The organism is Aliiroseovarius subalbicans (assembly GCF_022678625.1).
Lineage (GTDB): Bacteria > Pseudomonadota > Alphaproteobacteria > Rhodobacterales > Rhodobacteraceae > Aliiroseovarius_A > Aliiroseovarius_A subalbicans.
Window position 1 is genome coordinate 687,601 of sequence record NZ_JALBYQ010000001.1, and the last position, 24,228, is coordinate 711,828.

The window sequence follows — 24,228 nt, forward strand, 5'->3', positions numbered from 1 at the left end:
TAGGCCAAGCGTATAAAATAAGGGGAATCACACATGAAAAAAGTATCTGCAATCGTTCTGGCATCTCTGATCGCAACACCCGGTTTTGCGGGTGCGCTGGTCGACCCGATCGTCGAGGCTGATGTCATCGTCGAAGAAGCCTCCGGCAGCTCGTCCGCGGGTCTTCTGATCCCGCTGCTTCTGCTCATCATCATCGGTGCGGCGTTCTTGGGTGGTGATGACCCTATTCCCGAGACCATGTGAAAACACTTCAAAGTCTGGTAAAAACTATGGCGCGCGGAAGACATCCCGCGCGCTTGCTGATTCAGTGGCGCGGGAACGCAGGCCATTGCGAAAAAGCTGCTCCGTTCCGCGATTTCCGAGGCGCGAGTGTTTTCCCGTCGATCTGATCCTTCTCGGCCAGGCGCACAGGTTTAAACCTGACTCTGATCCAAGCTTTCAAACGGCGCGCGGAGCAGCTTGCGCGCCGTTTTCCTTTGCCGGAGCCTATAGTGCGGTCCAACCACCATCGACGCTGATCGTCGTACCGGTGATCTGCGCGGCGGCGTCCGAACACAGAAACACCGTGGTGCCGCCCAGTTGTTCAACCGTTGCAAATTCCTTTGAAGGCTGACGCGCCAGAAGCACATCACGCACCACTTCGTCACGCCCCTTGCCGTATTCCTTCATGGTGGCGGGGATCTGCGCCTCGACCAGCGGGGTCAGCACATATCCGGGGCAAATGGCGTTTGCCGTGATCTGCTCTTCCGCCGTTTCCAACGCGGTGGTCTTGGTCAGGCCGACAACCCCGTGCTTTGCAGCAATATAGGCGGATTTGAACGGGCTGGCGGTCAACCCGTGCGCGCTGGCAATGTTCACGACCCTGCCCCAGCCGGCCTGACGCATCATGGGAAGCGCGGCAGCTGTGGTGTGAAAGGCCGACGACATGTTGATGGCGATGATTGCATCCCACTTGTCGATCGGAAATTCGTCAATCGGCGCCACGTGCTGGATGCCCGCGTTGTTCACCAGGATATCACAGCGTCCGGCCTGTTCGATCAAGGCGCGGCATTCGTTACCTTTCGACATGTCGGCCTGAATATAGCGCGCGGTGACGCCGTGATCGGCGCTGATCTGCGCGGCCAGCGCGTGGTCTTCGTCGCGATCGGTGAACGAGTTCAGCACGACATCGGCGCCTGCCTTGGCCAGTTCGATCGCGACCCCCAGCCCAATGCCGGAATTCGACCCGGTTATGACGGCGGTTTTTCCCTTCAGCGACATGGCGCGCTCCTTCCAGATATTCGTTTGGCGCATACCATAGAGGGTTGCGCCCTGGGGGCCACCGGAAACGACACCCTGGCCGGCTTGCTGCAAGCCTAACGACATTGGTGCGGGATAACCGTTTCGTCGGGAATACGAGTTTTGTGCTGAGGCCAAAAAAAACGCCCGCACAAGGCGGGCGCTAAGTCATTGAGGCAGGTTTCATACAGGCAAGAAACCTATCGAGCAGTGAGTTCTTTATAAGCGGTCCCGCGCCTCTCGCCAAGCTAAAAGTTTGAAAACGTTAAACGGCATGTCTAGGCTAACATGCAGACAAACAAGGCATGTGAAGGATTGTTGCCCAAATGCGATCAGTGAATTTCCCGAAACTGCGCCCGTGGGGCGGCGCGTTGGCAATCATTCTGGCGGGGGCGACTGCACAGGCAGAACCCCAGCATGGCATAGCTATGTATGGCGACCCCGCCCTGCCCCCAGATTTCGTGGCTCTGCCGCATGTGAACCCGGATGCGCCCAAGGGCGGCAAGATCGTATTCGCCGAATCCGGCAGCTTCGATTCGCTGCATCCGGTGATCCGCAAAGGCGGCGCGCCCTGGCAATTGCGCTTCATGCTGTTTGAAAGCCTGATGGGCCGCTCCTATGACGAACCCTTCACGCTTTACGGCCTGCTGGCCGAATCGGTCGAGACGGGCCCGAATCGCGAATGGGTCGAGTTCACCCTGCGTGAAGAGGCGAAGTTTTCCGACGGCAGCCCCGTCACGATCGAGGACGTGATGTGGTCTTATGAGACGCTCGGCACCAAGGGCCATGCCCGGTATCAGGGCGCCTGGGGCAAGGTCGAGACGATGGAACAGACCGGGCCGCGCTCCGTGCGCTTCACCTTCAACACGGTGGATTTCGAGCTGCCGCTGATCATGGGCCTGCGCCCGATCCTGAAAAAGGCGCAGTGGGAGGGCAAAGATTTCGAAGCCTCGGGCATCGATGTGCTGCCCATCGGCTCTTCCCCCTACACGATTGGTGACTTTGAGCCCGGCCGGTATCTTGAGCTGACCCGCAACCCCGACTACTGGGGCAAGGACGTGCCGTTCATGCAAGGGCAGGCCAATTTCGACACCATCCGGTTCGATTACTACGGTGACGGCGATGTTGTGTTCGAAGCGTTCAAGGCGGGCGAGGCATCGACCCACCGCGAAGGCAACGCGGCGAAATGGGCGACGCAGTTCAACTTCCCTGCCGTCGAAAAAGGGGATGTGGTTTTGTCCACGATCCCGCACCAGCGCCCGACCGGTATCACCGGTTTCGTAATGAACACGCGGCGCGACGTGTTCAATGACATCCGCGTGCGCGATGCAATGATGCATGCGTTCAATTTTGAGTTCATCAATCAGACGCTGAACGGCGGCACCCAGCCGCGGATCGAAAGCTTTTACGACAATTCGGTTCTGGGCATGGAGGCGGGCGCGCCGGCCACGGGACGGGTCGCAGAATTCCTGCAACCCTTCGCCGCGGATCTGCCCGACGAGGTGATGGCGGGCTATGCCCTGCCCGTCTCGGACGGGTCCGAGCGCAACCGCGCCAACATCGGCCGCGCGATGGAGCTGATGGAGGCCGCCGGCTGGACCATTCAGGACGGTAAGATGAAGAACGCAGCCGGTGAGCTGTTCACCTTCGAGATCGTGCTGTCGCTGTCGGCCACGGAAACCCGCCAGATCGTCGACATCTATACGGCCGCACTGGACCGGATTGGCATCCAGCCCACCATCACCACAGTGGACAGCGCGCAGTACAAGGAACGCACCAAGGCGTTCGATTTCGACATGGCCTATTACCGCCGCGGCCTCAGCCTGTCGCCCGGCAATGAACAGCGGCTCTATTGGGGCAGCGAACAGGCCAACGAGGAAGGCAGCCGCAACTGGATGGGCGTTCAAAGCCCGGCCATCGACGGGATGATCGAACAGATGCTGACCGCCGACAGTCAGGACGATTTCCGAGCCGCGACCAAGGCGCTGGACCGGATCCTGAGCTCCAGCCGTTTCGTCATTCCGATCTGGTATTCCAACATCTCGCGGATCGCGCATTCGAAAGACATTCATTTCCCCGAACGTCTGCCGATGTATGGCGATTGGCTGGGGTTCCAGCCCGAGGTCTGGTGGCACGAAGAATAATCCGGACCTGACAGGCGAAAGACTTGCGCCCCCGGTTGCCAGCGGCTTAGATCGCGCCCAGGCAACCGGGGGTTTTTCATGGGTCTGTTTGAACGCTATCTGTCCGTCTGGGTCGGGTTGTGCATCGTTGCGGGGGTGCTAATGGGCAATGCCTTGCCGGGGCTCTTTGCCACCATCGCGGGGCTGGAATTTGCCCGTGTGAACCTGGTGGTTGCGGTGCTGATCTGGGTCATGATCTATCCGATGATGGTGCAGATCGACTTCACCTCGATCAAGGACATTGGTCGGCGCCCCAAGGGCCTGGTGCTGACACTGGTGATCAACTGGCTAATCAAGCCGTTCACCATGGCCGCCCTGGGCTGGCTGTTCTTTCGGGTGCTTTTCGCGGGCTTTGTCGATCCTGAGACGGCGGGCGAATACATCGCTGGCATGATCCTTTTGGGCGTGGCCCCTTGCACCGCCATGGTCTTCGTCTGGAGCCAGCTGACCAAGGGGGATCCGAATTACACGCTGGTCCAGGTCAGCGTGAATGACGTGATCATGGTCTTCGCCTTCGCGCCGATCGCGGCCTTTCTGCTGGGCGTCTCGGACGTGGTGGTGCCGTGGCAGACACTGCTCTTGTCCGTGGTGCTTTACGTGGCCCTGCCGCTGCTTGCAGGGATCCTGACCCGTCGCGCCCTGGGCGACACGGCCCATGTCGAAGGCTTTTTGGCCCGGGTGAAGCCGTGGTCCGTGGTGGGCCTTCTGGCCACCGTGGTGCTGCTGTTTGGCTTTCAGGCGCAAACCATTCTGGCGCAGCCGCTGGCCATCGTGCTGATCGCGATCCCGCTTCTGATCCAGACCTACGGCATCTTCGCCATTGCCTATACGGCCGCCAAAGCGATGCGCCTGCCGCACAACATCGCGGCCCCGGCCTGCATGATCGGCACGTCAAATTTCTTTGAACTGGCAGTGGCGGTCGCGATTTCGCTGTTTGGTCTCCACTCCGGTGCCGCCCTTGCCACGGTGGTCGGCGTGCTGGTCGAGGTGCCGGTGATGCTGTCGTTGGTCGCCTTCGCCAACCGCACCCGACACTGGTTCCCTTCTGTGTGACCGCTGAGCGACACGGGCAAACATAGTTGACCCAGGGATAGCCATCCAAATCTGATCAACCTAACGTCGCGTCAATTGGAGCAATTTTTCCAGAGGTGGAATATGAAGAAGTTATTTTTGACAACTGCGTTGTGCGTGATCAGCGCAAGTGCCGCACAGGCGCAATCGATGTTTGACGGGTCGATGCAAATCGCCGTCGGTGGCGTCGATTTGGAATTTGATCAGTACAATCTGAATGGCGGCTTTGTTGTTCATTCATCGGACCAATTCATCGTTCAGCTTGATGCCGGGGTGTCCACAGGCAACACCGATGAATACAATCTGGGTGTGCACTTGGGCTATCGCCTGTCCGACCAGACCACACTTGCGCTCTATGCAAACTACAACCGATGGGACGGCGTGGACTACAACATGGTGGGCCTCGAAGCACAGCATCAGGCTGGTGACGTGGAATTGAACGGCTTTATCGGCTACGAAACCGGATTTGGGAGCGAGTACATCTACAGCAAATTCGATGCGACATGGTCCCTCGGAGGTGCCTCAGGCTCCAGTGGGCTGGACCTGACTGCTGGATTTGCGACCTACACCTCTGTCGGAAGTTCGACGGACCCTATGGTGTTTGCTGAACTCGACTACGATTTCGGCAACAACCTCTCAGGCCAAGTCGGGGTCGGGTACGCTGACAACGATCCTTATCTGCGCCTTGGGCTCACCTATGACTTTGGCAATGGTCGCACCTTCCAGGCCCGCGACTATGAAAACCTGTTCATGACCTGGTAAGCGACGTCAGGGGAATTTTGGAAAGGCGCCCCAAGCGGGCGCCTTTTTCTTTGGGGATTGTCGCGCTTGAAAAATGCGTGAAACCGTCACTGCGCGGTCATCATGACAACCCGTTTTTGGCTGATGCCACCGCCAGACCATTGCAGGGCCCCGACCATCTCGGCGCCATTGTCCCCCAACGACCAGGCAATCAGCCGGTAGGTGAAGGTGATCTCGGTGCCCTCCGTAGAGCTTGAGGTGCCAGTTCCGACGATCCGCGGCAGGTTTGCAACCGGGCAATCCACCACATAAGCAAAATCCTCGCTGCTGATGGCCGACAGGCCCTTGTGCGCGTCCCATTGCCAATCCGGTTCGTCCGCCCCGACCAAGGACAACTGCACCGCATTGGGCGGTTCTCCCATGATCAGGTCATCGCCCACGGCATAGATCGTGACCGGCATCGTGTTCTGGACCTCCAACGGAATGACCTTGTCGCCGCCCGTCATGATGGCATTGCCTATGCTCAGCGTATAGGCACCGACCAGATCGTCGTTGGTGATCTGGGCTTTGCACAGATCCGCCTGCGCCATCGCAGGTGACGCGGCCGCGGCCGATGCCAAAACCAGGTTGTGAAATCGCATGGCTTTCCCTTTCAAGGTCGCGTCCCCACACAGGTGACGTGATACAAGCTTAGGGTCAATTCATCCGCCAGGCAAATCCCGTGCCATCGGCACAATCGGTTACACCAGCGACGTGACCCACAGGATCGTCGCGTCCTCGTCGCTGGTCGACACCACGTTGTGTCCCATTGATGCGTCGTAATAGGCGCTGTCTCCGCGCCGCATCTCGACCGGTTCATAGAATTCGGTGATCAGCCGGATCGCGCCCGTCAGCACATACAGGAATTCTTCGCCGTCATGGCGCACCCAGCCGTCGAATTCGTCGAATGACCGCGCGCGCACGCGGGCGCGGTAGGGCAGCATCGCCTTTTTGGTCAGGGCACCTGCCAGCATTTCATGTTCATAGGTCGTGGTCGCATGGGCGGCCCCTTCGCCCGATTTCGTCACTGCCATCCGGCCCGACACCTGCGCGGCTTTGGGCGCGGTAAACAGCTGCGGCACCGAGATTTCCAGCCCCACGGCCAGCTTTTTCAGCGCCTCATAGGTGGGCGACATCTGACCGTTTTCGATCTTCGACAGGGTAGAGCGGGCCAGCCCGGCTTGGTTTGCGGCCTGCTCCAGCGTCCAGCCGCGCGACTTGCGCAGGTCGCGCACTCGTTCACCCAGGTTCAGGGGCTGCGGATCGGGCGCCTCGTCCCCGCTTTCACGGGCCAGGCGGATCAGGCTGGGTTCGGTTGGTTTGGCCATCGGTTTGTCCATGCCGCCCATATAGGTTGGCGCGCCCCCCTATTGCAACAGCGCCCGTGGGGCGGCACAAAGCCCCATGCTGTCCGTTTTCGACCAGGGCGCCTTTGCGCCACCGCCTGACCGCTTCAACATGGCCGCCCATGTGCTGACCCACGCAGATGACATGGGCGACAAGATCGCGCTGTCGATCCTGGGTGGCGGTGGGGAGGATTGGAGCTTTACCCGGTTGGCCTGCGCGGTGCGCGGCATTGCTGGCGGGCTTCTTGCGCGCGGGTTTGTCCCCGGTGACCGCGTGCTCATGCGGCTGGGCAACAACGTGGATTTTCCGCTGGCCTTTCTGGGTTCGATTGCCGCCGGGCTGGTGCCGGTGCCCACCTCGTCGCAACTGACCGAGGCCGAGATCACGCGCATGACGGCCATCATCGCGCCCGCGCTGATCATCGGCGGCGTGGGGATCGCGCTGCCCGCCCCCCTACCCTGCGACGTGCTGACAAGCGGCGCGCTGCACGGCATGGCGGACCACCCGCCCGCGCCTTACGCAATGGGCGATCCCGACCGACCGGCCTATGTGATTTTCACCTCTGGCACCTCGGGCAACCCGCGCGCCGTGACCCATGCGCACCGGGCGATCTGGGCGCGCCAGATGATGCATCAGGGCTGGTACGGCCTGACGCAGAGCGACCGGTTGATGCATGCGGGCGCGTTCAACTGGACCTATACGCTGGGCACCGGGTTGATGGACCCTTGGAGCGTCGGGGCCACCGCGTTGATCCCCGCCCCCGGCACGCCGCCCCCCGCCCTGCCCGGTCTGATCGCCGATCACAAGGCGACGATTTTCGCCGCCGCCCCGGGTGTCTTTCGCCAGATGATGAAAGCCGCCCTGCCCGATTTCCCAACGCTGCGCCACGCGCTTTCGGCGGGGGAAAAGCTGCCCGCCGCCACGCGCGCGCACTGGGAACAGGCCACCGGCACACCGGTTCACGAAGCCTTCGGCATGTCGGAATGCTCGACCTTCGTCTCGGGCGCACCGGATCACCCTGCGCCCGCAGGCACTCTGGGTTACCCCCAACCCGGTCGCCGTGTCGCGGTTCTGGGGGACGACGGACCGGTGGACATCGGCGAACCCGGCACGCTTGCGGTGTCCCAGCGTGACCCGGGCCTGATGCTGGGCTATCACGGTGCCGAGGCAGAGACCCGCGCACGGTTTCGCGGCGAATGGTTCCTGACCGGGGACAGCGTCAGCATGGGCGACGACGGCGCGATCACCTATTTAGGGCGGGGCGATGACATGATGAACGCAGGCGGCTTTCGCGTGTCGCCGATCGAGGTCGAGGCGGCGATGACCCATCATCCCGGTGTGCTTGAGGCCGCCTGTGCCGAGGTGCAGGTGAAGGCCGACGCCAGCGTGATCGCCTGTTTCTATGTGCCCGAACAGGCCCCGGTGGACGCCGCCGCCCTGACCACCCACGCCCATGCCACGCTGGCGCATTACAAATGCCCACGCCTGTTTGTCCCGGTTGACGCCCTGCCGCGGGGCGCCAACAACAAGCTTTTGCGCCGGGCGTTGCGCGACCAATACGAGGCGGCGCTTTCCCCCGCCGCCAATCCCGGCTAGAGCAGGACCAAAGGAGCCGCGCGATGATCCCACTGCATATCTTTTCCGACCCGATCTGCCCCTGGTGCTATATCGGCAAGGCGCGGCTGGACCGCGCGCTTGAAGCACGTCCCGGACATCAGTTCGACATCCAGTGGCATCCGTTCCAATTGAACCCCGACATGCCAGCGGATGGCATGGACCGGCGCGCATACCTGGAAGCCAAGTTCAGCGGTCAGGATGGCGCGGTTCAGGCCTACATGCCTGTGGTGCAGGAGGCCGAGGCGGCCGGGCTGAAGATCGATTTCGAGGCGATCAAACGCACGCCCAACACGCTGAACGCGCACCGGCTGATCCATTGGGCCAGCCTGGAGCATCGCCAGACCTTCGTCGTCGCCAAGCTGTTCAAAGCCTATTTCAACGAAGGGCGCGACATCGGGGATGTCGAGGTTCTGGCCGATATCGCCAGCGAGGCCGAGATGGATCGCGACGTGACCGCCCGGCTGTTGGACAGCGACGCCGACGCGGACGACATCCGTGCGCGCGACGCTGACGCGCGCGAAAAGGGCGTGCGGGCGGTGCCCACGTTTCTGATCGCCGGGCAGCACGTGGTGCCAGGCGCGCAGCCGACCGATCTGTGGCTTCAGGTGATCGACGACATCGCCGCGCAGACCAACGCGACCTGATGCGGCTCACCGCGCCAAGCAAGCCGCTGGGTCTGGTCGAGTTCATCGCGCTGATGGCGGCGATGTTCGCGATACTGGCGTTTTCGATCGACAGCCTGTTGCCCGCCCTGCCCCCGATCGGCGCCGAGATGAGCCCGCAGGACCTGAACCGCGCGCAACTGGTGGTCGGGGTCTTTGTGCTGGGTATGGGGGTCGGACAATTGTTCATGGGCCCGGCGTCGGATCGGTTCGGGCGCCGCCCGGTCGTCCTGTTCGGCATTACGCTTTATATCCTGGCAGCCCTGGCCGCGCTCAGGGCCGACAGCCTGACCACGCTGTTGATCTGGCGTTTCGTGCAGGGGTTCGGCGGCTCGGCCCCGCGCACCGTGGGCGTGGCGATCACGCGCGACCTGTATTCCGGGCGGATGATGGCGCGGGTGTCGTCTTTCACCTTCATGGTCTTCGTCATGGTGCCCGCAATCGCGCCCTATATTGGCCAGCAGGTGATCCGTGCCTGGGACTGGCGCGCGATGTTTGTGGTCTATGTCTTCGTTGGCTTCGCCGTCGGCGCCTGGTTCCTGTCGCGCCAGCCCGAGACGCTGGCCGACGACAAGCGCAAACCCTTTACCTTGGCGCGGTTTCTGCGCGGGGTGCGCGAAGTTTTGGGCCACCGCCGCGTGGTGATCCACATCGGTGTGCTCACGCTCGGCTTTAGCCTTCTGATGGCCTATATCAGCTCGGCCCAACCCATTTTTGTCGATGCTTTGGGCGCGGGTGAACAATTCCCGGTCTATTTCGCCGCCATGACCGTCGTGTCCTCCCCCGCCGCGCTTTTGAATGCGCGGCTGGTGATGCGGTTGGGCATGACGCGGCTGGTCAGCCTGACCTATGCGGTGCAGGCGGTGGTGGCCTCAACTCTGGCCATCGTCTGGTGGGCCGGTCTGGTGCCCGACGCCTGGGGCTTGTGGGTCTTTTTCGCCTGGTCCTGTACCGTGTTCATCATGAATGGCTTCAATTTCGGCAATCTGAACGCGCTTGCGATGGAGCCTTTGGGCCATGTCGCTGGCACCGCCTCGGCCCTGATCGGGGCAATCTCGACGATGCTCTCGGTGGTCATTGCCGTGCCAATTGGGCTGGCGTTCAACGGCACGCCACTGCCGATGATCGGCTCGGCGGCAGTGCTGTCGATCCTGGCCTGGTTGGGGATGAAATGGGCGGGGCCTGACGAAAGTTAAGCCGCTGCCTTCGACCGCTCCAACATGCGCGTGCGCAACATGCCCGCGCTGCCAATCTGGATGAAATAGGCGATCATCACAGGCAGGATGAACGTCGGCCCGTAGGTGTCGATCGAAAACACCGCCAGGATCAGCGCCAGCGTGATGTAACGCGTGGCGATATGCCAATAGACCGCGCGCCCCTCGGCGTCATTGTCCGTTAGATAGCGCGCGGCGGTGAAGGCCACGGCGTAGAAGGCGGTGGTCGCGACGATGGCGCGCAACAGCGCCTCAACCGGGACGGTGAACAGCAGCTGCGAGGTGGTCAGGCTAAACAAGTAGAACACGATTCCGAACATCGTCGCCTTCGAGATCAGCGGTTGGTGCTTTTCAGTAAACGCCATCACGCCGGGCAGGAAAGCGCGTGCCAGACGGCTGAGCAGAAACGGGATCACGATCAGGATCACGAAGGGCGCGAAGGGCTTGATCTCTCGTCCCGTGGACACCGGGCCGTCGCCCAGAACGGGTGCCGGGAACCAGCCGCTAGCCAGGTCGAAATACAGTCCAAAGATCAACGTGATGGGCAACAACAGCGCCAGGTTTAGCATGAAGATGATGAAGCCCAGCTTCGGGTTCGCGCCGGAGGTCTTGATCCACATCATCACCATGCCGCCACCGGGCAACAGCGCCAGCAGCAGCAGCGCGCCGGCAATGCCGATGTCGCCCGAGAGATAGCCGATCAGCAGCGCGGCAGCGGTCACCAGCAGGTAATTGATCCACAGGTTGGCAAAGATCGAGTGTTTTTGCTTTTTCACCAGCGCCATGTCGGACAACTGAAACTTGAACAGCGACGGCGTGACCAGAAATATGCCCGCGACCACGCAGACCAGCGAGGAAAAGGCGAAACCGCCCGTCAGGTAACCGGTGCCAAGGCCCAGCACGATGGCCGCGACGACAAGGAGGATCTGTTGCATGGGGCGTTCCCTTCGGGGTGAGGTTCGCCTTCATATATTCCAATTGCGGAATATATCAAGTTTTCTTTGCCCGTCGCTTTTCATCCCGCACCTTGATCGCCAGATCTTGCGCAATGGAAAAGGCGCCCTTGATCTTGTCCGAGGTCCGGCGCCAGTCGCGCCGCACCACGATCTTGTTGTCGCGCACCTTGGCCAAGCCATTCTGAGCATTGATGAATTCCACAAGCCCGGCGGGCGAGGCGAACTTGTCGCGGTGGAACTGGATCGTGGCACCCTTCGGGCCCCCGTCAAGTTTCGCGATCCCTGCCCGCTTGCACATCGCCTTGATGCGCACGATCAAAAGCAGCGTGTTGACCTCTTTCGGCAGCTTGCCGAAGCGGTCGATCAGCTCGGCGGCAAAGCCTTCCAGCTCGACCTTGGAGGTCAGACCGGACAGGCGGCGATAAAGGCCCAGCCGCACGTCCAGATCGGGCACATAGGTATCGGGGATCAGAACCGGCACGCCCAGATTGATCGTCGGTGCCCAGGTCTCGTCCGCCTCGGTCAGCCCCTCCAGCTCACCGGTGCGGATCTTGGCAATCGCCTCCTCCAGCATCTGCTGATACAGCTCATAGCCCACTTCGCGCATCTGGCCGGACTGCTCTTCGCCCAGAAGATTGCCGGCGCCGCGAATGTCCAGATCCTGGCTGGCCAGGGTGAAGCCCGCGCCCAACGTGTCCAGGGACCCCAGCACGCGCAGGCGCTTTTCGGCGGTCGGCGTCAGTTTTAGGCGTGGTTTCGTGGTCAGATAGGCATAGGCACGGGTTTTCGAACGCCCCACCCGGCCCCGGATCTGGTAAAGCTGCGCCAGCCCGAACATGTCGGCGCGGTGCACGATCATCGTGTTGGCGGTCGGGATATCCAGCCCGCTTTCCACAATCGTTGTGGCCAGCAGAACGTCGTATTTGCCGTCGTAAAACGCGTTCATCCGGGCGTCCAGCTCGCCCGCTGCCATCTGGCCATGCGCAACCACGTGGCTGACTTCGGGCACATGGGTTTCCAGAAAATCCACGATCTCTGGCAGGTCCTTGATGCGCGGCACGACGAAAAAGCTCTGCCCGCCACGGTAATGTTCGCGCAAAAGCGCTTCGCGGATCGTGACGCTGTCAAACTCGGACACGTAGGTGCGGATCGACAGCCGATCCACTGGCGGCGTGCCGATGATCGACAGGTCCCGCACCCCCGACAGTGACATCTGCAGCGTGCGCGGAATGGGCGTCGCGGTCAGCGTCAGAACATGCACGTCCGAGCGCATTTCCTTCAGCCGTTCCTTGTGCCCGACCCCGAAGCGTTGTTCTTCGTCCACGATCATCAGGCCCAGATTGTCAAACCGCACGCCTTTGGCCAGAAGCGCGTGGGTGCCGATAACGATATCCATCGTGCCGCGTGACATGCCTTCGCGGGTCAATTGCGCCTCGCGCTGGCCGACAAAACGCGACAGCTGTCCGACCTGGATCGGGAAGCCGCGGAAGCGTTCGCTGAAACTTTTGTAGTGCTGACGGGCCAGCAGCGTGGTGGGCGCGATCACCGCCACCTGTTGTCCGGCCATCGCAGCGACGAAGGCCGCGCGCATCGCGACCTCGGTCTTGCCAAAGCCCACGTCGCCACAAACCAGGCGGTCCATCGGCTGGCCGCTGGCGATGTCCTCGATCACGTCGGAAATCGCGCCCAGCTGGTCCTCGGTTTCCTGATACGGGAACCGGGCGCTAAACTCCTCCCAGGCGTGGTGTGGCGCCTCCAGCACCGGCGCCTTGCGCAGCGCGCGTTCGGCGGCCAGGCGGATCAGCTTTTCGGCCACCTCGCGGATGCGTTCCTTGAGCTTGGCCTTCTTGGCCTGCCAGGCCCCGCCGCCCAACTTGTCAAGCAGCCCGCTTTCGTGGCCGAACTTCGACAGAAGCTCGATGTTTTCCACCGGCAGGAACAGCCGGTCGCCGCCGGCATATTCCAGCGCGATGCATTCATGCGGCGCGCCCATCGCGGTGATGGTTTCCAGGCCGTTGTATTTGCCCACGCCATGTTCGACATGCACAATCAGGTCACCGGGGCTAAGGCTTTGGGTCTCGGTCAGGAAGTTCTCGGCGCGTTTCTTGCGGCTGGGCGCGCGGATCAGGCGATCGCCCAACACGTCCTGCTCGGAAATCACGGTCAGTGCCTGCGTTTCAAACCCGTGCTCCAGCGGCCAGACGGTCAGATAAACACCGCCCTGCGCCTCGGGCACATCGCGGAAATCGGCAATCGGGGCGGTGGCGGTCAGGCCTTCGTCGGCCAAAAGCCCCTGCAGTCGTTCGCGTGCGCCTTCCGAGTAGCTGGCGACAACCACGGGGCCATCGCCACGCCGGGCCTTAACATGTTCGGAAAGGGCATTGAAAAGGTTTACCTTTTCCATCTGTCGTTCGGGTGCGAAATTGCGCCCGATGCGACCGCCGCCGTCCAGAACGCCCGGCCCGGTGGCTTGCGGCAGGGCGGACAACTGCACCACGCGGCGGCTGGCAACGCAAGCGTTCCACGCATCATCGTTCAGATACAGAAGCTCAGGCGGACAGGGTTTGTAGACGCTGTCCATCCGGTTTTTCGACGACATCGCGGCGCGACGGGTCTCGTATTGGTCCTCGATCCCCTCCCACCGTGCCAAGCGTGTAGGCGTCAGCTGATCGTCCAGCACGATCGGCGCTTCGGGCAGGTAATCGAACAGCGTTTCCAACCTGTCGTGGAAGAACGGTAGCCAATGTTCCACGCCCTGGTGCTTGCGGCCTGCCGAGACCGCTTCATAGAGCGGATCATCGGACCCGGCGGCGCCAAATTCGATGCGGTAATTCTGCCGAAACCGGGTGATCGCGGCCTCGTCCAGGATAACTTCGCTGACTGGGGCCAGTTCGACCACCGACAGGTTTTCGGTGGTGCGTTGAGTGATCGGATCAAACCGACGCGCGCCGTCCAGCACATCGCCAAACAGGTCCAGCCGCACCGGACCGGTGTCGCCGGGGGGAAAGATATCGATGATGCCGCCGCGCACGGCAAAATCGCCCGGCTCCATCACCGTGGGACTTTGGCTAAAGCCCATGCGCACCAGAAACGCCTTTAGCGCGTCGACGTCGATGCGCCGGTCCACCTCGGCCACGAAGGCGCTGTCCTTCAGAACTGCGCGGGCCGGAAGGCGCTGGGTGGCGGCGTTCAGCGTGGTCAGAAGTAGAAATTTGCCAGTAAGCCCCTGCGCCAACCCGGCCAGTGTGGCCATCCGCGTGGCAGACACGTCGGGGTTTGGTGATACGCGATCGAACGGCAGGCAATCCCAGCCCGGCAGCGTGATCACCGGCATGTCAGGGGCAAAGAATGCCAACGCCGCCTGCATTGCCGCCAGCCGCTTGTCATCCCGCGCGACATGGATCACCGGCCCCCCCGCGCGGGCTTGTTCTGCCAGCAAAAGCTGTGCGTCAAAGCCCTCGGGGGCGCCTGACAGGGTAACGTGCAGTGTCATCGTGATTATCCGCCCAGAGCGCCCAGCGACAGGTTCTGATACATGCCCCACATGGAGGTCGTGAAGATTGAGATCATACCGACGATCTGGGTGTGGATACGGTGGCGGTTAAGGCGCTTTTGCAACGCCACGCCTTGCAGATGGGTGTCACGAATGACTCGGGCGGCGTTCAACGACAGAATGCCAACGATGGTCATGGGAAAGGCCAGCAGAAACACCGCCTGGGCGAACTCGACCCAGTACCAGAAGCCTAGAAGCGCCAGGGTGGTCAGGATCGCGCAGACAATCCCTAAAAGCCAAAGTCCGGACACCCCGGCGATATAGAGCAAGCGGTCGGCGTTGATGCGCACCATGTCCTCCATGTCGGTGGCTGCCTGGCCCCCGTGGCGCGCAGCGCGCTGGATCATGTCGAACGGCACGCCCAGCACCCAATGGCTGGTCGTGGACCAGGCAACGGCAAGCGCGATCCAATACCACAGATTGGAAAAAGACCGCATGTCGATCAGTTCAAAGAGGGTTTGGTACCAGTCCACCAGAGTCAGCCCTTGGTTGTGCCGCGCGACATTAACCCCGGGCGTCCGGCTTTGCCAGCCCTTGAGATGCGTCGCGTGACATGGCAAGCACGGGGAAACCGCTTGAAGAGGATCCAGCATGAGACGCACCGTCGCCCCCTTCCCCGCAACGCGCCTGCGCCGGGGGCGTGTCAGCCCCGCCATTCGCGACCTGGTACGCGAAAACGCGCTGTCGGTCGGGGATCTGATCTGGCCGATTTTCGTGATGGATGGCGAGGATGCTGAAACACCCGTGCCGTCCATGCCGGGCGTATCGCGCATGAGCGTGGACCGGGTGGTGGTGGCCGCGCGCAAGGCCGCCGATCTGGGCATCCCGGCGATCTGCATCTTTCCCTATACCGACCCGGCGCTGAAGACCGAGCTGTGCGAGGAAGCCTGGAACCCCGACAACCTGTCCAATCGCACCATTCGCGCGGTCAAGGCGGCGGTGCCCGAGATTGCAGTGATGACCGACGTGGCGCTGGACCCCTACAACGCCAACGGCCATGACGGCATCGTGCGGGATGGCGAGATCGTGAACGACGAAACCGTCCAGGCGCTGGTGCGCATGGCGCTGGCGCAGGCCGACGCAGGGGCGGACATTCTGGGCCCGTCCGACATGATGGATGGCCGCATTGGCGCGATGCGCAAGGCGCTGGAGGACAGCGGCCACGCCAATGTCGCGATCATGTCCTACACGGCGAAATATGCCTCGTCCTTCTATGGCCCGTTTCGCGACGCGGTCGGCGCTTCGGGCGCGTTGAAGGGCGACAAGAAAACATACCAGATGGATCCGGCCAATTCCGACGAGGCGATGCGCCTGGTCGAACGCGACCTGCTTGAAGGCGCGGACATGGTGATGGTGAAACCGGGCATGCCGTATCTGGACATCTGCCGCCGGGTGAAGGACGAGTTTGGCGTGCCCACCTTTGCCTACCAGGTCAGCGGCGAATACGCGATGTTGATGGGGGCGGCGCAGAACGGCTGGGTCGATGGCGACGGGGTGATGATGGAAAGCCTGCTGGCGTTCAAACGCGCCGGGTGTGATGGCATCCTGACCTATTTCGCCCCTCGCGTGGCCGAGCTTCTGGCAAAATAAGCCCTATCGGGTTGCGCCCCCTTCGGGGTCGCGGGAGGCCGCTTCGCGGCGAGTTTGAGCCTCCGGCGGGGGTTTTCACGGAAAGAGGAAAGTTCAGCTACCGCGGATGAAGGCGATCAGCTGGGCGGTGGATTTGTCCTTGTCCGCAGCACTTTCGCGGCCCGAAACCACGGGTTCCAGCGCCACGGCAAGCTCTTTGCCCAGTTCGACGCCCCATTGGTCATAAGAATTGAGGCCGAGCACTACCCCCTCGACGAACACCCGGTGTTCATAAAGCGCGATGATGCGGCCCAGGGTGGCGGGGTCGAGTTTGGGATAGATCAGTGTGGTTGAGGGGCGGTTTCCGGGAAACACCCGGTGGCGCGCCTGGCGCTCCAACTCGTCGCCTGTCAGACCCTTGGTGTGCATCAACGCGCGTGCCGCGTCCAGCGTGCGGCCTTTCATCAAGGCTTCGGATTGCGCCAGGCAATTGGCCAGCAGCAGGGTGTGTTGGTGCGCCAAATCGGGTTCATGACCCTGTGCAGCGACCAGGAAATCGCACGGCACCACGCCGGTTCCCTGATGGATCAGCTGATAGAAGGCATGTTGACCGTTGGTGCCAGGTTCGCCCCAAACCACAGGGCCAGAGGGATGCTCCAGATCGCGCCCGTCCATCGCCACGCCTTTGCCGTTCGATTCCATTTCCAGCTGTTGGAAATAGGCCGGAAGGCGTGACAGGCGTTGATCATAGGGCAGCACCGCGCGGGTCGGATAACCGCAGATCTGGTGGTGCCAGAGCCCGACCAGCGCCAGCATGAGAGGCAGGTTGTCCCGGCCTTCGGCGGTCTGGAAATGGCGGTCCATCTCATGCGCGCCGGCCAGGAAGGCGCGGAAGTTTTCCGGGCCGATGGCCAGCATCAGCGACAGCCCGATCGGCCCCCAGAGCGAATAGCGCCCTCCGACCCAGTCTTCGAAGCCGAACACGCGGTCGGGTGGAATGTTCCACTCGGCAGCCTTTTCGCTGTTCGACGACAGCGCCACGAAATGCCCGCCCGCCATGTCAGCCCCCACGCCCGCGGCCAGCCAGTCACGCGCGGTGGCCGCGTTGGTCATGGTCTCGATGGTGGTGAAGGTCTTGGAGGCAATAATCACCAGGGTCGAGCCGGGGTTGAGCCCCCTCAGCGTGTCATGGATATGCGCGCCGTCGACGTTTGAGACGAAATGGCAGCGCGGCCCGTCGTGGAACGGCGCCAGCGCAAGACAGGCCATCGCCGGGCCAAGGTCCGAGCCACCGATGCCGATGTTCACCACGTCGGTATAGCGCCCGCCACCGGGGGCGTGGATCGCGCCGCTGCGCAGGCCGTCGGCGAAATCCGCCATCCGCTCCAGCGTGGCATGCACCTCGGGCAACACGTCCAGCCCGTCGACCGTGACCGGCCCCGGACCGGGGTGGCGCAGGGCCGTGTGCAGCACCGCGCGGCCCTCGGTTTCGTTGATCTTCGCACCGGCAAACATCGCGTCGCGCTTTTGCGCCACGCCGGTTTCATCAGCCAAATGCAGCAAAAGCCCAACCGCCGTGTTGTCCAGGTTGGTTTTTGACCAATCCAGAAGCATGCCGCAGGCGCGGGTGGAAAAGTCCCCGGCCCGGTTCGCGTCGAACAGTGCTTCGATGCGCCGGGCGGCCACGTCTTCCTGATGGGATTTCAACCGTGCCCAGGTTGCGTTGGTCATGTTTAAACCGCCCAATGTACGGTGAGGTCCCGCAAAAAGGCAGCGATCGGCGCATCGTGCGCGCGCGCGCCTTGGGCTTGCTCCAATGCGGTGCGTTTGTCTGGGCCGAAAATCAGCAAATGCTTCGACAGAGCGCCGTTCAGCACCGGTTCGCTTAACGTCACGCGCGGCTCTGGCGCGCCCGGCGCGCGCATCGCAACCAACGGCGGTGCATTTGGAGACAACGCCGCATCCAGCTTGTCGGCGCCGGGAAAGATCGAGGCTGTGTGTTTGTCCGTGCCCATGCCCAGAAGCACAACGCTGAGCGGCGTGATGGCGCGAATGCCACCTTCCAGCGCGCCCAAACCTTCCTCAGGTGTGTCTGTCGCGGTGTAGAGCGGCACCAAATTGGCCGCCGCCGCCCGGCCCTGAAACAGCCGTTCGCGCAAAAGCCGTGTGTTGGACCGCTCGTGGTCTGCGGGCAGCCAGCGTTCGTCCGTCAACACGACATCGACCCGCGCCCAGTCCAGATCGACAGCGCAGAGCGCATCGAAAACTGGCCCCGGCGTGGTGCCACCAGGCACGGCCAGGGCGGCGCGGTCTTCGTGGTGAAGTGCGCCCACCAGTTCTTCGGCCAACACATCAACGAGATCCAGCACCAAGGCTTCCCGATCCGGGTATTCAACGAAATTCATTTGCGAAGATCCCTCCAACGACGTCCATCACGATGCAGAAGGATAAGCGCGTCTTCCGGCCCCGTCGAGCCTGGATCATAGGGGTGCGGCCGATCTTCGCGCCGGGTCCAGCTGTCGATGATCGGATCGGTCCAGGCCCAGGCGGCCTCGACCTCATCACCGCGCATGAACAGGGTCTGGTTGCCGCGGATCACGTCCATGATCAGGCGTTCATAGGCGTCGGGAACGTCCGCGACCTCTTCGCCCAGAGCCTCGGCAAAGGTCATGTCCAGCGGCACGTCGATCAGGCGCATGCCCCCCGGCCCCGGTTCCTTGATCGTCACCCGCAGGTCCATGCCTTCGTTGGGTTGCAGGCGGATCGAAAGCTCATTGGCGCTTTGTCCGGTGTCGCTTTCGAAGATCGAATGCGGCGGTTCCTTGAAACGTACGACGATCTCGCTCATCCGGGCCTTCATCTTCTTGCCGGTGCGCAGATAGAAATCGGTGCCGTTCCAGCGCCAGTTGGCGATGTGAACGCGCATGGCGATGAAGCTTTCCGTCAGGCTGTCGGGGTTTTCCGCATCCTCAAGATACGAGGCGCTGTCGTCCCCCGCCTTGTATTGCCCGCGCACGATGTCGTCGGGGTGCACCGGGTCAAGCGCCCGGATCACTTTCAGTTTCTCGTCACGCACCGCGTCCGGGTCGAACTTCGACGGCGGCTCCATCGCGGTAAGGCACAAAAGTTGCATCAGGTGGTTCTGCACCATGTCGCGCATCGCGCCGGATTTGTCATAATATGCGCCGCGCCCGTCCACGCCCACGGTTTCGGCCACGGTGATCTGGATGTGATCGACGTATTGCGCGTTCCACAGCGGTTCAAACAGCATGTTGCCAAAGCGCACGGCCATCAGGTTCTGAACCGTTTCTTTGCCCAGGTAATGATCGATGCGATAGATCTGATCTTCATTGAAATGCTTGGCCAGGGTGGCGTTCAGGTCGCGCGCCGTGTCCAGGTTGTGACCAAAGGGTTTTTCCACCACGATGCGCGCATCTGGCCCGGCGATCTTATGCTTGTGAAGACGATTCGCTAAGTCTCCAAACAGGCTGGGCCCGACCGAAAAGTAAAACGCCTGTACCACGTCGGGGCGCACCTTTGCGGCCAGCTCTTTCCACCCGCCTGTCCCCAGGGCATCGACCGGGACATAGCTCAGGCACTCCAAAAAGGCGTCCAGCGCTTTCGCCTCGCATTTTCGTTTCGAGACGAACTCACGCACCGCGTCCTCCACGAAGGTACGAAATTCGGCGTCGTCCATGTTGGATCTGGCCGCCCCAATGATGCGTGCGCTTTCAGGCATCTGACCGTCATAGAAACGTCGGTACAAGCCGGGCAGAATCTTGCGTCGGGCCAGATCGCCAGTGGCGCCGAAAATGACCAGATCAAAGGGATCGACAGGAATGACGCGCGCGACCATGTGGGCCTCCGGATGCATTGTGTTTCGTATTGCGTTAGCGCTAACGTCGCCCTTTTATCGACCACGTCTCGACAAGTCTACCACTCATGTTGGCCATCACAACCACGTCAGGGTCGGGTTCGGGGGTTTTCGCAGGCAACAGGCTGGGTTAGGTCAGAGGGACCAAAGGCGAACAGGTGAAACATGGATCAACGGGTCGAGACGGCAAACGTCGGGAAATTTCTGAACCCTGAGGTGACGGCAGACGGATCAAAACGCGCGCATGTGGCGCTTTCGCAGCCAAGCACGCTGTGGTTCAACACCGGTACCCTGTGCAACATCACTTGTGTGAATTGTTACATCGAAAGCTCTCCGGTGAATGACCGGCTGGCCTATATCACCGCAGCTGAGGTCGAGACCTATTTGGATCAGATCGCGGAAAGGGATTGGCCGATCGAAGAAATCGGATTTACCGGCGGGGAGCCCTTCATGAACCCCGAGATGATCGCGATGACACGGGCCGCCCTGAAGCGGGGCTTCAGGGTTCTGATCCTTACCAACGCTATGCGGCCGATGATGCGCAAAACCGTGCGCGCGGGACTTGAGCGATTGAACCGGGACTATCCCGGCCAGATGATTCTGCGTGTATCACTGGACCATTGGTGCGCGGCGCAGCACGATGACATTCGCGGCAAGGGCTCGTTTTCGAAGACCCTGGAGGGCATGGCCTGGTTGCGTGACACGGGCATCCAGATGGCTGTGGCTGGGCGGGCACTTTGGCATGAAAGCGACGCTGAGGCGCGGGCGGCCTATGCCGGTTTGTTTGCCGAAAATAACTTCAAGATCGACGCACAAGATCCCGGCTCAACGGTTCTTTTCCCCGAAATGGATGAAGGCATTGAGGTTCCCGAGATCACCACAGCTTGCTGGGACATTCTGGGAAAATCACCACGGGACGTGATGTGCGCCAGCTCGCGCATGGTGGTGAAACGCAAGGGCGCCGATCACCCGACAGTGCTGGCCTGCACGCTATTGCCTTATGCGGACGGGTTCGACATGGGGCCCACGTTGCAGGACGCCGAGGCCGACGTGTCCCTTAATCACCCTCATTGCGCCAAGTTCTGTGTGCTGGGCGGTGCCAGCTGCTCGGCGTGACGCTCAGACCATCACACACAGCAGTTCGAACATGATCGACGCGCCAAGATAGGCCGTGGCGCCAGAGGCATCGAAGGGTGGCGAGACCTCAACAAGGTCCGCGCCGATGATGTTGAGCCCTTTCAGCTCCCGCACCACCTGCAGCGCCTGGAAGGAATTCGGGCCACCGACCTCGGGCGTGCCGGTGCCCGGCGCAAAAGCCGGATCGACGAAATCGATGTCATAGGACACATAGGTGTCGCCCTGCCCGGCGATGTCGCGTGCCTCGGCCATCACGTCCTTGACGCCGCGGGCGTGAAATTCCTCGATCGCGATGACCCGGATGCCGACGCTTTCGGCAAAATCCCGGTCCTCGTTGTCGTAGGCCGTGCCGCGAATGCCGATCATGCAGACACGGGTCGGATCCAGCAGCCCCTCCTCCACCGCGCGGCGAAAGGGGGTGCCGTGGGTGAACATCGTGCCGTCGAAATAGCTGTGAAACAGGTCCGTGTGGCTGTCGAAATGCACCATGCCGACAGGGCCATCGGCGGCCAGGCTGCGCAAGATCGGCAGCGTGCACAGATGATCCCCGCCCCCGGTCAGCGGCCGGATCCCTGCCGCACCCACCCGGTCATAGAACGCTTTCATGCGGTCAAGGCTGTCCATCACATCCGCCGGGTTCGGCGCCACGTCGCCCAGATCGGCACAGCGCGCACGCTCGAACGGGCGGATGCCGGTTGCGCCGTTCTGCGCCCGGATCATGGTGGACATGTCGCGCAACTGACGCGGGCCGTGGCGTGGGCCGGGCCGGTTCGTGGTGCCACCGTCCCAAGGCGCGCCAATCAGGCCGATCTGCACCTCGCCAAAGTGGGGATGGTCGAAATCCACATGCGGCAGGCGCATGAACGTGGGCACACCGGCAAAGCGCGGCAGGTCAAAGCCGGAAACGGGGGTAAAGAATGTATCTGTCATGGCCGCATCATGCGTCCAGTTCGGCATCCCAGTAAAGGAAATCCATCCAACTGTCGTGCAAATGTCCCGGCGGGAACTTGCGGCCCATGTTACGCAGCTCCTCGGCGCCCGGTTGGCGCGGCGGTTTGCGCAAGGAAAGCCCCGAGCGATGTAAGGGCCGCGCGGCTTTGCGCAAATTGCACGGCGAACAGGCCGCGACCACGTTTTCCCAGCTGGTCACCCCGCCGGCGGCGCGCGGCACCACGTGATCAAAGGTCAGATCCCCGCGCGATCCGCAGTATTGGCAGCGAAATTCATCCCTCAGAAACAAATTAAAGCGCGTGAAGGCCACGCGCTTTTGAGGTTTGACATAATCTTTCAGGACAACGACCGAGGGGATCCTGATTTCCAGCGACGGGCTTCTGACCACTTCGTCATATTCCGCGATGATGTTCACCCGCTCCAACACCGCCGCCTTGACCGCCTCCTGCCAGGGCCACAGCGACAGCGGGTAATAAGACAAGGGCCGGTAATCCGCGTTCAGAACCAGCGCCGGGTTTTGCCTGCCCCCGCTGGGGGCGCGCACGAATTCCGTTCTGAAATCACCGTCCATACAAACATGCCCCTCACCCTGGCCGCTCACAGCACAGGGCGGGAGCCCGCCCCGTCGTGATGGGGTGAACTATATATGGGATAGGCAATCTGACAAGCCCCATGATCTGGGGCTTGTCTGGTGGGGTTATTCGTCTTCGAGCAGACCCAGTTTTTGCGCCATGAACGACAGGGCCACGGATAGCCCGTCGTTGGCGATCCCATGCCCCGTGCCTTGCATGATATGGCCGTAGGTCTCAAAACCCGCTGCTTCAAGCGCCTCACCGGCTTCGTGGAAATGGCCCGGCGGCACCATGTCGTCCTGATCGCCGTGGATCAGCATGACGGGCAGTTTCGATACCACGGAATCGGCAAACGTGTCGGGCTCCAACAGGCGACCGGAAAAGGCGACAAGACCGGCAATCGGCTCATCCCGACGCGGCAGTACGCGCAACGCCATCATCGTGCCCTGGGAAAAGCCCACCACGATCAACTGGGCGGGTTCGATCCCTTCCTGTTCCAGGATTTGATCGATGAAGGCGTCGATGTCCTGAGCTGCCTGAGCCGCCCCGCGCGCGCTGTCTTCCTCGCTTGAGCCATCGATCCACGGGATCGGGAACCACTGGAACCCCATCGGGTTGCCCGCGCATTTCTCGGGCGCGTCCGGGGCAATGAACACGGTGTCGGGCATGTGCGGCGCCAAGGGGTCGGCCAGACCCAGCAGGTCATTGCCATCAGCCCCATAGCCATGCAGGAAAATCACCACCGAATTTGTGGTGCCCGAGGCGGCCGGGCGGCGTTTGAAATCCAGAATGCGCGTCATTTACCTTATTCCTTCCCTGTTCTTCGCCACCCGGTAATAGGCCCAGAGCAGCCGGGCTGCAACGCCCCTCCAGGGGGACCAGGCTGCGGCCATCTCGCGCAGGGTGCGTTCCGTCGGGCGCTCGGGAAGGTCGAACAGGATGCGCGCAGCCTCTTGCAAGGCCAGATCGCCCGGCGCGAAGACATCGGCGCGGCCCAGGCATTGCATCGCATAGACCTCGGCGGTCCAGGGCCCGATGCCGGTGATTGCGGTGAGGGTTCGGATCACCTGATCGTCAGGGACATGGCGCAAGGCGTCATAATCCACATCTGCCACCGCCAGCGCCCGGGCATAGCGCACCTTGGGCCGCGACAGGCCAACGCCACGCAACTCGTCCTCGCTGGCCGCGCGCACCCGGGCCGGATCGGTCATCCCAGCGTCTACCACCCGCGCCCAGATCGCCGCCGCTGAGGCGGTCGAAACCTGCTGCGCCACGATCGCGTCCAGAAGGGCCGCAAAACCGTCCGGCTTGCGACGCAGCGGCAAAGGACCGGTCTGCGCCAGCGCATCGGCAAAGCGCGTGTCCTGCGCGGCCAGCCACGCGGCGCCTTCGGCCACGCAGGCGTCTGTTTCGATGATCCGTCCCACCATGGCGCGACCATAGGGCGTGCAGGCCGCACTTGCC

Annotated in this window: 22 protein-coding genes; 9 read left to right on the forward strand and 13 right to left on the reverse strand. The window is 62.2% G+C overall.

All coding sequences use genetic code 11. The annotated features are described in order from the left end of the window. Positions 1 to 33 precede the first annotated feature (33 nt). A complete protein-coding gene (locus MN188_RS03400) occupies positions 34 to 243 on the forward strand; it encodes a hypothetical protein (protein WP_242106177.1) in 210 nt (69 codons plus the stop codon). A gap of 243 nt (positions 244 to 486) precedes the next feature. Here the strand turns inward: MN188_RS03400 and MN188_RS03405 are convergent, their stop codons facing one another. Beyond that, a complete protein-coding gene (locus MN188_RS03405; RefSeq protein ID WP_242106179.1) occupies positions 487 to 1,260 on the reverse strand; it encodes a 3-hydroxybutyrate dehydrogenase in 774 nt (257 codons plus the stop codon). Positions 1,261 to 1,604: 344 nt separating this feature from the next. On the opposite strand from MN188_RS03405, the gene MN188_RS03410 reads away from it, so the two are divergent. The 3 genes from MN188_RS03410 to MN188_RS03420 all read left to right on the forward strand — a co-directional run bounded on the left by MN188_RS03410 (position 1,605) and on the right by MN188_RS03420 (position 5,294). Beyond that, entirely contained in the window at positions 1,605 to 3,422 is a 1,818-nt protein-coding gene (locus MN188_RS03410) for an extracellular solute-binding protein (RefSeq protein WP_242106181.1), read from the forward strand. A 78-nt stretch (positions 3,423 to 3,500) separates the two neighbouring features. Continuing rightward, entirely contained in the window at positions 3,501 to 4,514 is a 1,014-nt protein-coding gene (gene arsB / locus MN188_RS03415) for an ACR3 family arsenite efflux transporter (RefSeq protein WP_242106183.1), read from the forward strand. Between the two features lie 102 nt (positions 4,515 to 4,616). Further along, positions 4,617 to 5,294 (forward strand): hypothetical protein, encoded by a 678-nt coding sequence (locus MN188_RS03420; RefSeq protein ID WP_242106185.1) that lies wholly within the window; start codon positions 4,617 to 4,619, stop codon positions 5,292 to 5,294. An 86-nt stretch (positions 5,295 to 5,380) separates the two neighbouring features. Here MN188_RS03420 and MN188_RS03425 read toward each other — a convergent pair whose 3' ends face one another. Together MN188_RS03425 and MN188_RS03430 are read right to left on the reverse strand one after the other, a co-directional pair. Further along, entirely contained in the window at positions 5,381 to 5,914 is a 534-nt protein-coding gene (locus tag MN188_RS03425) for a hypothetical protein (RefSeq protein WP_242106187.1), read from the reverse strand. A 99-nt stretch (positions 5,915 to 6,013) separates the two neighbouring features. Next, positions 6,014 to 6,652, reverse strand: a complete 639-nt coding sequence (locus tag MN188_RS03430) for a helix-turn-helix domain-containing protein (RefSeq protein WP_420838961.1) — start codon at positions 6,650 to 6,652, stop codon at positions 6,014 to 6,016. A 64-nt stretch (positions 6,653 to 6,716) separates the two neighbouring features. Here MN188_RS03430 and MN188_RS03435 point away from each other — a divergent pair, with 64 nt between their 5' ends. From MN188_RS03435 to MN188_RS03445, 3 genes are read left to right on the forward strand one after another with little or no spacing between them, the layout of a single operon-like run. After that, positions 6,717 to 8,255 (forward strand): class I adenylate-forming enzyme family protein, encoded by a 1,539-nt coding sequence (locus MN188_RS03435; protein WP_242106189.1) that lies wholly within the window; start codon positions 6,717 to 6,719, stop codon positions 8,253 to 8,255. Positions 8,256 to 8,278: 23 nt separating this feature from the next. Beyond that, on the forward strand, positions 8,279 to 8,920 hold the full coding sequence (locus tag MN188_RS03440) for a DsbA family oxidoreductase (RefSeq protein WP_242106191.1): 642 nt from the start codon (positions 8,279 to 8,281) through the stop codon (positions 8,918 to 8,920). Further along, a complete protein-coding gene (locus tag MN188_RS03445; protein WP_242106193.1) occupies positions 8,920 to 10,134 on the forward strand; it encodes a multidrug effflux MFS transporter in 1,215 nt (404 codons plus the stop codon). The genes MN188_RS03440 and MN188_RS03445 overlap by 1 nt, the downstream gene beginning before the upstream one ends. On the opposite strand, the gene MN188_RS03450 is transcribed toward MN188_RS03445, so the two are convergent. The 3 genes from MN188_RS03450 to MN188_RS03460 are packed head-to-tail and all read right to left on the reverse strand — an operon-like array spanning position 10,131 to position 15,134. Beyond that, positions 10,131 to 11,087 (reverse strand): hypothetical protein, encoded by a 957-nt coding sequence (locus MN188_RS03450; protein WP_242106199.1) that lies wholly within the window; start codon positions 11,085 to 11,087, stop codon positions 10,131 to 10,133. The genes MN188_RS03445 and MN188_RS03450 overlap by 4 nt on opposite strands. Positions 11,088 to 11,142: 55 nt before the next feature. Continuing rightward, on the reverse strand, positions 11,143 to 14,601 hold the full coding sequence (gene mfd / locus MN188_RS03455; protein ID WP_242106201.1) for a transcription-repair coupling factor: 3,459 nt from the start codon (positions 14,599 to 14,601) through the stop codon (positions 11,143 to 11,145). A 5-nt stretch (positions 14,602 to 14,606) separates the two neighbouring features. Then, positions 14,607 to 15,134, reverse strand: a complete 528-nt coding sequence (locus MN188_RS03460) for a component of SufBCD complex (protein ID WP_242106203.1) — start codon at positions 15,132 to 15,134, stop codon at positions 14,607 to 14,609. Between the two features lie 118 nt (positions 15,135 to 15,252). Here MN188_RS03460 and hemB point away from each other — a divergent pair, with 118 nt between their 5' ends. After that, a complete protein-coding gene (gene hemB, locus MN188_RS03465) occupies positions 15,253 to 16,251 on the forward strand; it encodes a porphobilinogen synthase (protein ID WP_242106208.1) in 999 nt (332 codons plus the stop codon). Between the two features lie 93 nt (positions 16,252 to 16,344). On the opposite strand, the gene pgi is transcribed toward hemB, so the two are convergent. From pgi to zwf, 3 genes are read right to left on the reverse strand one after another with little or no spacing between them, the layout of a single operon-like run. After that, positions 16,345 to 17,961: a glucose-6-phosphate isomerase gene (gene pgi, locus MN188_RS03470; protein ID WP_242106209.1), complete on the reverse strand. Its 1,617-nt coding sequence runs from the start codon at positions 17,959 to 17,961 to the stop codon at positions 16,345 to 16,347. Positions 17,962 to 17,963: 2 nt separating this feature from the next. Beyond that, complete coding sequence (gene pgl / locus MN188_RS03475; protein ID WP_242106210.1) at positions 17,964 to 18,635, reverse strand: 6-phosphogluconolactonase; 672 nt, start codon at positions 18,633 to 18,635, stop codon at positions 17,964 to 17,966. Next, positions 18,632 to 20,086 (reverse strand): glucose-6-phosphate dehydrogenase, encoded by a 1,455-nt coding sequence (gene zwf / locus MN188_RS03480; protein WP_242106211.1) that lies wholly within the window; start codon positions 20,084 to 20,086, stop codon positions 18,632 to 18,634. Before zwf ends, pgl begins: the two co-directional genes overlap by 4 nt. A gap of 183 nt (positions 20,087 to 20,269) precedes the next feature. On the opposite strand from zwf, the gene MN188_RS03485 reads away from it, so the two are divergent. Then, positions 20,270 to 21,220, forward strand: a complete 951-nt coding sequence (locus MN188_RS03485) for a radical SAM protein (protein ID WP_242106212.1) — start codon at positions 20,270 to 20,272, stop codon at positions 21,218 to 21,220. A 3-nt stretch (positions 21,221 to 21,223) separates the two neighbouring features. On the opposite strand, the gene MN188_RS03490 is transcribed toward MN188_RS03485, so the two are convergent. The 4 genes from MN188_RS03490 to MN188_RS03505 all read right to left on the reverse strand — a co-directional run bounded on the left by MN188_RS03490 (position 21,224) and on the right by MN188_RS03505 (position 24,194). Next, positions 21,224 to 22,171 carry an agmatinase gene (locus MN188_RS03490; RefSeq protein ID WP_242106213.1) on the reverse strand — a complete coding sequence of 316 codons (948 nt, stop codon included), beginning with the start codon at positions 22,169 to 22,171 and terminating at the stop codon, positions 21,224 to 21,226. Between the two features lie 7 nt (positions 22,172 to 22,178). Next, positions 22,179 to 22,763, reverse strand: coding sequence for an HNH endonuclease (locus tag MN188_RS03495; RefSeq protein WP_242106214.1), 585 nt, complete (start codon positions 22,761 to 22,763; stop codon positions 22,179 to 22,181). 126 nt (positions 22,764 to 22,889) lie between these two features. Further along, complete coding sequence (locus MN188_RS03500; RefSeq protein WP_242106215.1) at positions 22,890 to 23,564, reverse strand: alpha/beta hydrolase; 675 nt, start codon at positions 23,562 to 23,564, stop codon at positions 22,890 to 22,892. Then, positions 23,565 to 24,194: a DNA-3-methyladenine glycosylase family protein gene (locus MN188_RS03505; protein ID WP_242106216.1), complete on the reverse strand. Its 630-nt coding sequence runs from the start codon at positions 24,192 to 24,194 to the stop codon at positions 23,565 to 23,567. Positions 24,195 to 24,228 lie beyond the last annotated feature (34 nt).